A 13,027-nucleotide genomic window follows, 5' to 3' on the forward strand; every position below is an offset into this window, starting at 1 on the left:
GGCGTCGAGAAACCGGACCCGATCCCCCTCATGGACCGGGTCCGGTCCTTCCCCATCCGCATACCACCGTCGTGTCATGCGGTGTGGGCCGTAACGGGCTCTATGGTGTACCCGGGTGTCGGAGCGTCGGTGGATCGCTCGCCCGACCGGGGCCGGTCATCGTCCCGCATCCCTCGTCGCAACCGCCATTGCGCGAGGAACCTTCTCCGGGGACGATGACCGGCCCGGGTCGGCGAGAGCCGACGCCGATTCCGCCGGACCGATCGCGTGGACGCTACCGGTATCCCGTGGTGGATTCGGTGCGTTCGGGAGAGCTCAGGGCTGGTATTTGCTCACCGTGAATTCGACGGTGCCGGGTTCGGGAAGATGCGCCCCGCCGACGGTGACGGTTGCGGAGAAACGACCCACCCCGGGGCTGAACAGCGCCGACCGTCCGTCGTTCATCCAGTAGCCGGGGCCGGTCGGGGTGCGGGTCACCGAACCGGTCTGCCCGGTGTCCAGATTGCGCCAGTTCAAGGTGACCGGCAGGGTGCACTGGCCGATGCCGAACATGATCGTCGAGACCGTGAACGCCGCGTGTTCGGGGTAGGCGTCGCCGGTGACCGAGGGCTCCACCTGGGCGACGCAGGCGCCGTAGGCGAGCGAATACACGGTGCCGAACGAACCGCCGGAGGTGGCCGCGGCCGGGGCCGCGGTGGCGGTGAGGGTCGCGGTGGTCAGGGCCGCGACAGCGAGTATGGATGTCGTCGACGCGGCCGACGCGAGTTTCAGTGATGCCATCGGACTCCTCGCGGGTCGATCGTAGGATGTCTGCGACGCGTGCGGGCCCGACCCTACCAGTGCGACAGCGTCGTTCGAGCCGGTTCGGCCGGACTCGGTGATCTTGCCGGCGTGAGTCCCGCATCGACACGCCGAGGTGTATCCGACATGCCATACCCCGAACGATCCGGTCGGTGGACGCGCATAGACTCGCTACACCAACCCCCGCGAGCCCCTGGGAGGAAGGACCGTCTTGACCGCCCCGTCCGGATCGTTCGTTCATCTGCACAACCACACCGAGTACTCGATGCTCGACGGTGCGGCCAAGATCTCCCCGTTGTTCACCGAGGCCAAGCGGTTGGGCATGACGGCGGTCGGGATGACCGACCACGGCAATATGTACGGGGCCGCGGAGTTCTACAACTCGGCCCGCAAACACGACATCAAGCCGATCATCGGGATCGAAGCGTATATCGCGCCCGGCTCCCGGTTCGACACCAAACGTGTCCAGTGGGGCGATCCGAGCCAGAAGAGCGACGACGTCTCCGGTTCCGGCGCCTACACCCATATGACGATGGTCGCGGAGAACGCGACCGGCCTGCGCAATCTGTTCAAACTGTCCTCGCTCGCCTCCATCGAGGGGCAGCTCGGCAAATGGGCGCGTATGGACGCCGAGATCATCGCCGAGCACGCCGAGGGCATCATCGCCACCACCGGCTGCCCGTCGGGGGAGGTGCAGACCCGACTGCGGCTCGGTCACGAACGCGAGGCCCTGGAGGCCGCGGCCAAGTGGCAGGAGATCTTCGGGAAGGACAATTTCTTCCTGGAGGTGATGGACCACGGTCTGTCCATCGAACGACGGGTGCGTGAGGGGCTGCTCGACATCGGCCGCAAACTCGGTATCCGGCCGTTGGCGACCAACGACTGTCACTACGTCACCAAGGACCAGGCGGCCAACCACGAGGCGCTGCTGTGCGTGCAGACCGGTAAAACCCTGTCCGACCCGACCCGCTTCAAATTCGACGGCGACGGCTACTACCTGAAATCCGCCGCGGAGATGCGCGCCCTCTGGGACGAGGAGGTTCCCGGCGCCTGCGACAACACCCTCTGGATCGCCGAACGGGTGCAGCCCTACGACGAAGTGTGGCAACACCGGGACCGGATGCCGATCTTCCCGGTGCCCGAAGGGGAGACCCAGGCCGGTTGGCTGCGCAAGGAGGTGATGCGGGGTCTGGAGCGACGGTTCCCCAACGGGGTGCCGCAGGAATACCTGGACCGCGCCTCCTACGAGCTCGACGTGATCATCGAAATGGGCTTCCCGGCCTACTTTCTCGTGGTCGGCGACCTGATCAACCACGCGCGCGAGGTCGGTATCCGCGTCGGCCCCGGGCGTGGTTCGGCGGCCGGTTCGCTGGTTGCCTACGCCATGGGCATCACCAATATCGACCCGATCCCGCACGGTCTGCTGTTCGAGCGGTTCCTCAACCCGGAACGCGTGTCGATGCCCGATATCGATATCGACTTCGACGATCGTCGCCGCGGTGAAATGGTCCGCTACGCCACCGAGCGGTGGGGCAGCGACCGGGTGGCCCAGGTGATCACCTTCGGCACCATCAAGACCAAGGCCGCTCTCAAGGACTCCGCGCGCGTCCTGTTCGGCCAGCCCGGTTTCGCCATCGCCGACCAGATCTCCAAGGCGCTGCCGCCGCCGATCATGGCCAAGGACATTCCGCTGTCCGGGATCATGGATCCCGAGCACGAGCGGTACAAGGAGGCCACCGAGGTCCGCGAGCTCATCAACAGCAATCCGGACGTCGCGAAGATCTACGAAACCGCGCGGGGTCTCGAGGGTCTGATCCGCAATGCCGGTGTGCACGCCTGCGCGGTGATCATGTCCTCCGAACCGCTCATGGACGCGATCCCGCTGTGGAAGCGGGCGCAGGACGGCGCCATCATCACCGGCTGGGACTACCCGTCGTGCGAGGCCATCGGCCTGTTGAAGATGGACTTCCTGGGCCTGCGCAACCTCACCGTCATCGGTGACGCCCTGGACAACATCAAGGCCAACCGCGGCATCGACCTGGATATGGACAATCTGCCGCTGGACGATCCGCCCACCTACGAACTGCTGTCGCGCGGCGACACCCTGGGCGTGTTCCAGCTCGACGGTAGTGCCATGCGGGATCTGCTGCGCCGGATGCAGCCCACCGGCTTCGAGGACATCGTGGCCGTGCTCGCGCTGTACCGCCCGGGCCCGATGGGCATGAACGCGCACAACGACTACGCCGACCGCAAGAACGGCCGGCAAGAGGTCAAGCCCATCCACCCCGAGCTGGAGGAACCGCTGCGCGACATCCTGGCCGACACCTACGGGTTGATCGTGTACCAGGAGCAGATCATGCAGATCGCGCAGAAGGTGGCCGGGTACTCCCTCGGGCGAGCCGATATTCTGCGCCGCGCCATGGGTAAGAAGAAGGCCGAGGTGCTGGAAGCCGAATTCGAGGGCTTCGAGGCGGGCATGCTGGCCAATGGCTTCTCCAAACCGGCCATCAAGGCGTTGTGGGACACCATCCTTCCCTTCGCCGGTTACGCGTTCAACAAATCGCACGCGGCCGGTTACGGTCTGGTGTCGTTCTGGACCGCCTATCTGAAGGCCAACTATCCGGCCGAGTACATGGCCGGTCTGCTCACCTCCGTCGGTGACGACAAGGACAAGGCCGCGGTCTATCTCTCGGACTGCCGTCACCTCGGGATCACCGTGCTACCACCGGATGTCAACGAGTCCGAGCAGAACTTCTCCTCGGTGGGCTCCGATATCCGTTTCGGATTGGGCGCGGTGCGCAATGTGGGGGCCAATGTCGTCTCCTCGATCATCGCCGCCCGCAAGGAGAAGTCGAAATTCGCCGATTTCTCCGACTACCTGAACAAGATCGACGCCATCGCCTGCACCAAGAAGGTCACCGAATCCCTCATCAAGGCGGGCGCCTTCGACTCCCTCGGTCATCCCCGCAAAGGTTTGATGATGGTGCACTCCGATGCCATCGATGCGGTGATGTCCACCAAGAAGGCCGAGGCCATGGGGCAGTTCGACCTGTTCGGCGGGATGGACGACGGCGACGATTCGGCGGCGTCGGTGTTCAGTGTGAAGATTCCCGACGAGGAATGGGACACCAAACATCGCTTGGCCCTGGAACGGGAGATGCTGGGCCTGTACGTTTCCGGGCATCCTCTCCACGGCATCGAGCATGTGCTGGCGGCCCAGGCCGACACCCAGATACCCGCCATCCTGGATGGCGATGTCAAGGACGGCGCCCAGGTGACCGTCGGCGGCATCCTCGCGTCGGTGAACCGGCGGATCAACAAGAATGGCCTGGCGTGGGCCTCGGCCCAGCTGGAGGACCTCAGCGGTGGTATCGAGGTGCTGTTCTTCCCGCAGGCCTATTCGGTATACGGGATGGATGTCGTCGAGGACGCCGTGGTGTTGGTGCGCGGGCGAGTTTCGGTGCGCGATGATCGGGTCTCGTTGATCGCCAACGATCTCTTGGTGCCGGATCTGTCCACGGTCGGGGTGGCGAAACCGTTGTCGGTGACCATTTCCACCCGGATGTGCACACCGGAGAAGATCCGCGAGTTCAAGCGGGTGCTCACCCGGCATCCCGGAACATCCGATGTTCACGTGCGCCATGTCGGGGCCCGGGACAAGACGACCGTACTCAAACTTTCCGAGAGTCTTCGGGTTTCGCCGTCCTCGGCGCTGATGGGCGATCTCAAGGCCCTACTCGGTCCGAACTGTCTGGCGAGCTAGATTCACCCCATCCCGATGGGTGATCGGGAACCGGTGGAGATCCGTCGAGCACGGTGCTGTCACGGGGGTGGGTACGGGCGCCCGAGGAGGGGCGCCCCACACACCGTGGGCCCCATGTACCCGCTACAGCGGGTCGGGGCTGCTGTTTCGAACCGGGTTTCTCACCGCATCGTGTTCGATACGACCTCCTGGAGCGGGTGGCTCCAAGAGGTCGGTTACGGCATGAACGAGGGGCGGGGGCCGAAGGTCTTGCGCCCGCCCCGAGGCAGAAGAGCGATGGTTGATGGGAAAACGGGCATCACCTCGCTTTCGCTCGAACCCATATCTCGAACCCATATGTGGACCCGGACGCATCGTTGTCACGCCGGAGGGGCGCGCTGGGTCGGGCGCGGACCGGGTGGTGGTCGACCGCGTAGCCGTCGCACCGGTTTCCACGGCTTGGTCTCGACGCGGGGCGGTATCAGCCGTGGGGGCGCCCACTGCCGGAGTCGAATCGGCGCCCGCGCCTCGGCTTCGACCATGATCGCGTCGACCTCGGCGTACAACAGGGTGAGGTCGAGGCCGACCACCGGGGTGCCCGGTCCGGTTGCTTCCGGTCGGATCTCCGTGTCGATCATGGCTCCACCCCCGAGCAAGGTCGAGCGCGGTTCTGTCAGGCGTTGATGGCCTGCGGCTCCTTGTGGTGATGATTCGTGCGGGCGATCTCGATCTTGCGCGGCTTGGCCTCCTCCGCAACCGGGATCACCATTCGCAGTACGCCATCGGTGTATTGGGCGCTGATTCGGTTGGTGTCGAGATTCTCACCGAGGAACAACTGCCGGCTGAACACACCGCGTGGCCGCTCGGCGGCGAGCATCTCTCGGTTCGAGTCCGGTTCCGGCCGGGATGCGTGCACCGTCACCACATTGCGCTCGATATCCAGGTCCAGGGAATCGGGATCGACACCGGGCAGGTCGAGCTCGACGATGAAATCGTCGCCCTCGCGCCAGGCGTCCATGGGCATGGTGGCCGGTCGGGCCATGGTGCCGAACATCTGTTGGGTCAAACGGTCCAGATCGCGGAACGGGTCGGTGCGCATCAGCATTGTGGCCACCTCCAACTCACTCCAATCTCAACTCGTTCGGATCAGATTATCTATCTGATCTGACATAGATTTCTTATAGCACTTAACCTAGATAGTCGCAAGGGCATAAAATAGGAAACCTCATCGCTTACTTACAGTGACCAGCAGCAGTGGGAAGGAACGACATGCATGGTGCCCGAGCAGACTGAACCGTTACGCCCGGATTCGGCCAGAGGGGTCTACGGGATATCGGTCGCCGCCGATCTGGCGGGAGTCGGTGTGCAGACACTTCGACTGTACGAACGGCACGGGTTGCTCACTCCGGCTCGTAGTGAGGGTGGCACCCGCCGCTACAGCGACGACGATCTGACCCGGTTGCGCCGTATCACCACCCTGGCCGCCGCAGGAGTCAATCTTGCCGGTATCGGCCGGATCCTGGATCTGGAAGACACCGTCGCCGAACTGCACGCCGTCAATGCCCGGCTGCGTGCCTCGCGCTCCGGACGTTCTCGGCGGTCCGACACCTAGACCCCCATCGATCGGACCCCCATCGATCGGATGTCATCCGGCAAGGGCGCGGTGGGCTCCGGTGTCACCGGACCGCATTGATCCTCGGGCATCACATCGCTGTTCGCTCGTATGGGAAGGTGAGATCTGCGTGGTCATCCCGACGGGGCGACGGTATGGAGATTGTGGGCGGACAAAGTGGGTTCGCCGTGTTCATAACCCAGGACGCTGATCGCCGCGGTGGAGAGGGCGAAGCGGCGACCTTCGCGGATATCGAAGCCGAGCCAGCGGGCGATGAGGGCGCGGGAGAAATGTCCGTGCCCGACCAGGATCACGTCGCGGTTTTCGAGCGCGGCAGCGGCCTCGGCCAGTACGCGGTCGGCGCGAGCGTGGATCTGCTCGGCGGATTCGCCACCGGGTACCGCGCCGGTCCAGATGGTCCAGCCGGGCATCCGTTCCCGGATCTGCGGGGTGGTCAGGCCTTCGTATTCGCCGTAATCCCATTCGGCCAGATCGGGTTCGATTGTCGCCGGGGTCAATCCGGCCAGCTCGGCGGTGCTGCGGGCGCGTAGGCGCGGGCTGACGTACACCTGTGGATCGCGCAGGCGCAGGTCGGCCACGATCCGGCCGACCTGCGCGGCCTGTCGGGCGCCGGTCGTGGTGAGCGGCAGGTCGGTGCGGCCGGTGTGTCGGTGCCGGCTCGACCAGTCGGTCTCGCCGTGTCGAACCAGCACCACACGTGCGCTGTCGAAGCCGGGCATGGAGTTCATGATGCCCGCTTCGGGGTGTGTGGAAGAGGAGGCGCGTTCAGGCCGCCAGGTCGGTGTCGGGGCGCCACCGTTTGGCGTACTCGTCGACGTACCGTTGTCCCGTTCGGGTGGCGATGGTGCGCATCAATGTATCGGTCGCCCGCCGGATCCCGTGTCGGCCGTATGGACGGAACGGCTCGAGGTCGAGTGGTGGCAGGATTTCCACCACCACCCGACGCCGCCACCACGGATGTGCCGGATCCGGGCGGGTGCCGGTGATCGCCACGGGGAGTAGGGGAGCTCCGGTGGCCATTGCGACCCGGACGGCTCCCGTGCGCCCGCGATAGAGCCGGCCGTCCGGTGAGCGGGTTCCCTCCGGATGGATGCCCCATACCCCACCGCGTTCGATGATGCCGATGGCGGCTTCGAGGGCGGAGGCGGCGCCGATTCCGCCACGGCGGTCGACCCGAATCTGGCCTACCCCGTGGAAGAACCAGCGCTGTGCGAGTCCGAACGGGCCGGTGCGGTCGAAGTAGTCGGATTTCGCCAGGAAGAAGACCTGTCTGCGGACTGCCCAGGTCAAGTAGAAGGAGTCCGGGACGGCCAGGTGATTCGCCGCGACGATGAACGGTCCGTGTGCCGGGATGTGTTCGCGTCCGATGATTTTCGGGCGTCCCGCCAGGCGGAGTGCCGGGCCGATGAACACATGGCGACAGAGGCGATAGCACAGGGTGCTCCACAACGACATAGACATTGTCTACCCAACTTGGTAGACAATGTCTACATGACTGTGCGTGGTACCCGTGAGGCATTGATCGCGGCCGGTGTCGAGCTGCTCGAGGAAACCGGGTCGACCGATATCGGATTGCGGGAGATAGCGCGACGTGCCGGTGTTTCCCACGGCGCGCCGCGCCGCTGGTTTCCGACGCACAAGCAGCTGCTGGCGGCGATCGCCGAGGTGGGGCTCCAGGATCTGGCGCGGGTTCTCGCCGAGGCGAGGGGTGTCGACGGCGCCCCCGATATCACCGAGATGGCCCGGGCCTATCTCGCATTCGCCCGGGCCAGACCGGCGATGTTCACCTTGATCTTCCGCCACGATCTGCTCGATGGCTCCGGGGTCGGGCTGCGGTCGATATCCCTTCCGCTGTTCGAGCAGGTCGTCGCGCAGGTGGGCGCCACCCGACCGGATCAGGACGCACGTATCGCCGCGACCGCCTTGTGGGTGGGGATTCACGGTATCGCGGTGCTCGCCACCACGGGCGCGCTGGCCTTGGCCGCTCCCGAAGTGGAGGTGGACGAGTTGCTCCGGCGGGTGGTGTGTGACGCGCTGGGGTGAACGGGAGTCGGTCGGTCGGTCCGCTCACAGCAGTGGTGCGACAATGGCGCGGACAAGGGCCTGGGCGGTGGTGCGAGAGACGGCCTTCGCTTCGGTTCCGTGGGTGTAGTACTGCAGAAACGCTTCGTGGAAGCAGGCGCCGACCAGTAGGGCGGCGACGGCGTCCGGATCCGCCTCGGCGGCGATGCGGTCCAATGTCTGTTCTGCTCGTAGGTAGGCGGCGAATGCGGTGACGGCCTTGTCGGGGCCTGCGCCGTGCCCGGCCATGGCCGTGCGGTGGGCGGCCATGCGCTGTGGGTCTGCCAGCAGTGCGCCCAGCATCGGGATCGATTGCCGGTAGAAGCCGAGCGCCGCGTACGCGAGTTCGATGAGGTTCTCCTCGACGTCTCCGGTCCCCGGGTCGACCCCGGCCCGAGAGAGGTTGGGTAGTCGTTCCTGGAGTACGGCGAGCAGCAATCGTTCCTTGTCGCCGAAGTATTTGTACAACGTCGGCTCCGAGACGCCCGTGGCCTGCGCGATCTCCTTGGTGGTGGCGTGGGTGACACCGCGGGTACGCAGAATATCCGCCGCCGCGTCGAGAATTCGCTCGCGCGTGCTCAAGTCCGTCCTTCCTGTGCTGCGCTTGACAGGTTAGTGAATACTAGTCCATCCTGGTGGTTAGTGTTCACTAACCACGTTTCATCTGGAGGTTCGGCAATGCGGCTCGGTGTTTTCGGCGCGACCGGCGGTACCGGAGTGCAACTGATACGACAGGCTCTCGACGCTGGTCATCACATCACGGCCGTCGTCCGCGACCCGGCGGGGATCGCCGACGCCGGACACCGACGCTTGCGGGTGGTGACCGCCGATGTGATGGATCCGGAGGCGATCGGTGACGCAGTAGTGGACCAGGACGCCGTCGTATCGGCGCTGGGACCGAGAAGCAGGGCCGATACAACGGTTTGCAGCGACGGGGCCCACTCGATCATCACGGCGATACGGACCGCCGGCACCCGCCGCCTCGTCGTGGTCACCGCCAGTGGCCATATCGTCGACGGCGGCGACGGGCCGTTCACCAAAGCGGTGGTCAAACCGCTGTTGCGACGCTATCTCCGGGAAGGATTCGCCGATTTCGCCCGCACCGACCCGGCGGTGCGGAACAGTGGGCTCGACCGGACGATCATGCGGCCTCCCCGCCTGACCGATGGCAGGTCCCGTCGCTACCGCACCGCGATCGACCGCAATGTGCGCGGAGGTATCACCATTGCCCGGGTCGATCTCGCGCATGCGATCCTCGCCGCGCTTGCCGACCCGGCCACCGTCGGGCATTCGGTCTCCGTGGGGTACTGACGATGAGAGCACGAGCAACCGGTAAACGGATCGCCATCGCATTGTCCCTCGCGCTCGCCGCCGTTCTCGGCGCCGTGGGCGCGGTCGGCTACCTCACCTTCGTGCGGTCGCCGGCCGACTCGCCCGCCCGAGCGTGCAGACCCGGTCATACCGCCGGCGACGAGCCCGTTGTCGTCGCGGCCGGAGCGAGCATGACCCAGGGCACGCTCGGCGCGGACTGGGTGGGTGCCCTGCGAAAACGCCGCGAGTTCGACGGGTACCGATTCGTCAACGCGGGAGTCAATGGAAACACCAGCGCCGATCTGCGCGAGCGGGTGGACACCGACATCCTCGCCTGTCATCCGGATGCGGTCGTCATCCTCATCGGCACCAACGATGTTCGCAACGGTGTTCCCGTGGCGTCCTTCCGCGACAATCTGGCCGCGATCGTCGGCCGCGTCACCGCCGAGGCCACAGCGCGGGTGGCGCTGATGTCATTGCCGCCCCTCGGAGAGGATCTCGACGCCGAGATCAACCACAGACTCGTCGATTACAACCGGGCCATCGCCGACACCGCCATCCGAGCCGGTGTCGACTATTTACCCCTGCACGAACGCATCGTCGACCTCGTCCGCCAGTACGGCGATCCCCATATGAGCTACGACTTCGGCTTCGTCCTCGCCTTCCGGGCGGCGGCCCAGCACTACCTGTTACGTCGCGATTGGGATCAGGTCGCCCACAGTCATGGTTTGGAGCTGTTCGTCGACCATATTCACCTCAGTGACCGAGGTGGTGCCGCTGTCGTCGACCTCACTGCCCGGTGGTTGGCGACCGTGATCCGCTGACGACACCGGCGGCCGAGAATACGGCGTCGGCGGTACATGGGCGCAAGGTCGACGGCCGGATGTGGGGCGGGCGTGTTCCGGGCTGTCCGGCCGCGTGCGCTAGCGCCGATATCCGGCCAAGAAACGGCCGATGCGTTCGATGATCGCCTCGAGGTCGTCGGCGTGGGGAAGGGTGACGATGCGGAAGTGGTCGGGACGTGGCCAGTTGAAGCCGGTGCCCTGCACGATGTGCAGTTTCTCCTGGAGCAGCAGGTCCAGGACGAACTGCTCGTCATTGTGGATGGGGTAGACGTCCAGGTCGATCCGCGGGAAGGCGTAGAGCGCGCCCTTGGGCTTCACACAGGAGACACCCGGGATGGCGTTGAGTGCTTCCCAGGCGCGGTCGCGCTGTTCGCGCAGCCGTCCGCCGGGCAAGGTGAGGTCGTAGATGCTCTGATGTCCGCCGAGTGCGGCCTGGATCGCCTGCTGCGCGGGAACGTTCGCGCACAGCCGCAACCCGGCGAGCATGGTGAGCCCTTCCAGATAGTTCTCCGCATGGTGGGTCGGTCCCGAGACCACCAGCCAGCCGGAGCGGAATCCGGCGCACCGATACGACTTGGACAGACCCGAGAAGGTGAGGCACAGCAGGTCGGGGGCGAGGCCGGCGACCGCGGTGTGGGTGAGGTCGTCGTAATAGATCTTGTCGTAGATCTCGTCGGAGAAGACGACGAGATTGTGCCGGCGGGCGATCTCGAGCATCTGGCGCAGCACCTCCGGCGGGTAGACCGCGCCGGTGGGGTTGTTCGGGTTGATGATCACGATCGCGCGGGTGCGGTCGGTGATCTTGGCCTCGATATCGGCCAGGTCCGGGTACCAGTCCGCGCCCTCGTCGCAGATGTAGTGCACGGGGCGGCCGCCGTTGAGGACGGTGGCCGCGGTCCACAGCGGGAAGTCCGGTGCCGGGACGAGGACCTCGTCCCCGTTCTCCAAGAGGGCCGTCATCGCCATCATGATCAGTTCGGAGACACCGTTGCCGAGGAAGACCTGTTCGACGTCGATATCGTCGAGGCCCAGGGTCTGGTAGTACTGCACCACCGCCCGGCGGGCCGACAACAGACCTTTGGACGAGGAGTAGCCGCTGGAAGCGGGCAGGGTGCGCACGATGTCCTGCAGGATCTCCGCCGGCGCCTCGAAACCGAACAGCAGTGGGTTGCCGGTGTTCAGCTTCACCACATGGTGTCCCTCGGCTTCCAGTCTCGCCGCCTGTTCGGCCACCGGTCCCCGGATCTCGTAGGAGATCCCGGCCAGTTTGCTCGACTGTTTGACCTGCATGAGTGTCCCCTTTCGGCGTATGGTGCCGCCTACTCTACTTGGAAATACCAAGTTATCACTTGGATTTTCCAAGTACTCGGCTAGAGTGGGTGCCGTGCCCCGCCGAAGTTACGATCACTACTGCCCGGTGAGCCGATCTCTCGACATCATCGGCGACCGATGGAGTCTGCTGGTGGTTCGGGAACTGAGTTCCGGTGCCCGCCGCTACAGTGACCTGTTCGCCGATCTGCCCGGAATCAGCACCGATGTGCTTGCCGCGCGGTTGCGGGACCTCGAACGCGAGGGCATTCTCACCCGTCGTCGGGTCGGTCCCCGTGCGGCCACCGCGGTCTACGAACTCACCCCCGCCGGAACGGCCCTGCGTCCGGTGCTCGACGCCCTGGCGGAATGGGGAACGGCGCGTCTGGGTGAACGGCGTCCCACCGACGCCGTCCGTGCGCACTGGTTCGCCCTACCGCTGGGACGCGCCGTCGCCGACCTCGTGCCCGAGGGGGTGGTCACCGTCCGGATCGGGGAAACCGCATTCCATTACGTGATCACCGAGTCGGGCCTTGCTCACCACGACGGGCCCGCCGATGCCCCGGACGTGGAGCTCCGGCTCGATCTCACCGAGGCGGCGGAGGTGGCCACCGGGGCGCGCTCGCTCATGGACGCGGCGCGCGAAATCCGGGGTCCGGCGGCCCCGAATCGGGAGCACGGTCGGCGGGATGCGGAGCCCACCCGCTCGGCTTGACGGTGTATACGCCAGGTCAGCGCAATAAAACCGAGTAACTTGGCATTGCCGAACGTTATCGGATGACCGTACTGTGTAAATATGAGCAGCGTCGCTTGTGCCGGCACCGCCGGGCCCGAATTCCAGCGTCTCACGTCCGCGTTCGCGCGGGTGTTCGGAACCCGGAAGGACGCCGGCGCGGCGTTGGCGGTGTATCTGCACGGGGAACCCGTCGTCGATATCTGGACCGGGTATTCCGCGCCCGGACAACTATGGACCCGCGATACCGGTGCCCTCGTGTACTCCGCCACCAAAGGAGTGGCCTCCACGGTCATCCACCGGCTCGCCGACCGCGGGTTGATCGATTATTCGGCACCCGTCGCCGAATACTGGCCGGCCTTCGCCGCGGCCGGTAAAGAACGGATCACCGTACGTCAGGTCATGACGCATTCGGCGGGGTTGTCCGGCATCTCCACCCTGGCCGCGAATGCCGAAGAGGTGCTCGACCACGAACTGATGGAGGAACGGCTCGCCGCAGCCGCCCCGGATCGCTTCCTCGGCGTGCCCGTCTACCACGCGATCACCTACGGGTGGCTGCTGGCCGGAATCGCCCGGTCCATCACCGGTAAGAG

Annotated in this window: 14 protein-coding genes; 7 read left to right on the forward strand and 7 right to left on the reverse strand. The window is 65.6% G+C overall.

Annotated elements, in window-relative coordinates:
• Positions 1 to 315: 315 nt before the first annotated feature.
• Positions 316 to 780, reverse strand: coding sequence for a hypothetical protein (locus ON32_RS08155; RefSeq protein WP_040790148.1), 465 nt, complete (start codon positions 778 to 780; stop codon positions 316 to 318).
• 232 nt (positions 781 to 1,012) lie between these two features.
• Between ON32_RS08155 and dnaE the strand changes: the two genes are divergently transcribed.
• Positions 1,013 to 4,564: a DNA polymerase III subunit alpha gene (gene dnaE / locus ON32_RS08160; RefSeq protein WP_040790150.1), complete on the forward strand. Its 3,552-nt coding sequence runs from the start codon at positions 1,013 to 1,015 to the stop codon at positions 4,562 to 4,564.
• Between the two features lie 359 nt (positions 4,565 to 4,923).
• Here dnaE and ON32_RS08165 read toward each other — a convergent pair whose 3' ends face one another.
• Together ON32_RS08165 and ON32_RS08170 are read right to left on the reverse strand one after the other, a co-directional pair.
• Positions 4,924 to 5,181 (reverse strand): hypothetical protein, encoded by a 258-nt coding sequence (locus ON32_RS08165; RefSeq protein WP_040790152.1) that lies wholly within the window; start codon positions 5,179 to 5,181, stop codon positions 4,924 to 4,926.
• A gap of 35 nt (positions 5,182 to 5,216) precedes the next feature.
• Entirely contained in the window at positions 5,217 to 5,648 is a 432-nt protein-coding gene (locus ON32_RS08170) for an Hsp20/alpha crystallin family protein (protein ID WP_040790191.1), read from the reverse strand.
• 168 nt (positions 5,649 to 5,816) lie between these two features.
• Between ON32_RS08170 and ON32_RS08175 the strand changes: the two genes are divergently transcribed.
• On the forward strand, positions 5,817 to 6,155 hold the full coding sequence (locus ON32_RS08175; protein WP_040790153.1) for a MerR family transcriptional regulator: 339 nt from the start codon (positions 5,817 to 5,819) through the stop codon (positions 6,153 to 6,155).
• 134 nt (positions 6,156 to 6,289) lie between these two features.
• On the opposite strand, the gene ON32_RS08180 is transcribed toward ON32_RS08175, so the two are convergent.
• A complete protein-coding gene (locus ON32_RS08180; RefSeq protein ID WP_040790155.1) occupies positions 6,290 to 6,895 on the reverse strand; it encodes an acid phosphatase in 606 nt (201 codons plus the stop codon).
• Between the two features lie 46 nt (positions 6,896 to 6,941).
• The gene (locus ON32_RS08185) at positions 6,942 to 7,631 is read right to left on the reverse strand and encodes a lysophospholipid acyltransferase family protein (RefSeq protein WP_040790156.1); all 690 of its coding nucleotides are present in this window, start codon (positions 7,629 to 7,631) and stop codon (positions 6,942 to 6,944) included.
• A 36-nt stretch (positions 7,632 to 7,667) separates the two neighbouring features.
• On the opposite strand from ON32_RS08185, the gene ON32_RS08190 reads away from it, so the two are divergent.
• The gene (locus ON32_RS08190; protein ID WP_040790193.1) at positions 7,668 to 8,219 is read left to right on the forward strand and encodes a TetR/AcrR family transcriptional regulator; all 552 of its coding nucleotides are present in this window, start codon (positions 7,668 to 7,670) and stop codon (positions 8,217 to 8,219) included.
• Between the two features lie 24 nt (positions 8,220 to 8,243).
• Here ON32_RS08190 and ON32_RS08195 read toward each other — a convergent pair whose 3' ends face one another.
• On the reverse strand, positions 8,244 to 8,819 hold the full coding sequence (locus ON32_RS08195) for a TetR/AcrR family transcriptional regulator (RefSeq protein WP_040790158.1): 576 nt from the start codon (positions 8,817 to 8,819) through the stop codon (positions 8,244 to 8,246).
• Positions 8,820 to 8,915: 96 nt separating this feature from the next.
• On the opposite strand from ON32_RS08195, the gene ON32_RS08200 reads away from it, so the two are divergent.
• Both ON32_RS08200 and ON32_RS08205 read left to right on the forward strand, forming a co-directional pair.
• Positions 8,916 to 9,548: an NAD(P)-dependent oxidoreductase gene (locus ON32_RS08200; RefSeq protein WP_040790160.1), complete on the forward strand. Its 633-nt coding sequence runs from the start codon at positions 8,916 to 8,918 to the stop codon at positions 9,546 to 9,548.
• Between the two features lie 2 nt (positions 9,549 to 9,550).
• Positions 9,551 to 10,372 carry an SGNH/GDSL hydrolase family protein gene (locus tag ON32_RS08205; RefSeq protein WP_051132990.1) on the forward strand — a complete coding sequence of 274 codons (822 nt, stop codon included), beginning with the start codon at positions 9,551 to 9,553 and terminating at the stop codon, positions 10,370 to 10,372.
• A 99-nt stretch (positions 10,373 to 10,471) separates the two neighbouring features.
• On the opposite strand, the gene ON32_RS08210 is transcribed toward ON32_RS08205, so the two are convergent.
• On the reverse strand, positions 10,472 to 11,683 hold the full coding sequence (locus ON32_RS08210; RefSeq protein WP_040790162.1) for a pyridoxal phosphate-dependent aminotransferase: 1,212 nt from the start codon (positions 11,681 to 11,683) through the stop codon (positions 10,472 to 10,474).
• A gap of 94 nt (positions 11,684 to 11,777) precedes the next feature.
• Between ON32_RS08210 and ON32_RS08215 the strand changes: the two genes are divergently transcribed.
• Both ON32_RS08215 and ON32_RS08220 read left to right on the forward strand, forming a co-directional pair.
• Entirely contained in the window at positions 11,778 to 12,416 is a 639-nt protein-coding gene (locus ON32_RS08215) for a winged helix-turn-helix transcriptional regulator (protein WP_083874205.1), read from the forward strand.
• Positions 12,417 to 12,497: 81 nt separating this feature from the next.
• The coding region (locus ON32_RS08220) for a serine hydrolase domain-containing protein (protein ID WP_040790165.1) at positions 12,498 to 13,027 on the forward strand (530 nt) is incomplete at its 3' end.

The organism is Nocardia paucivorans NBRC 100373 (genome assembly GCF_000308675.1).
GTDB lineage: Bacteria > Actinomycetota > Actinomycetes > Mycobacteriales > Mycobacteriaceae > Nocardia > Nocardia paucivorans.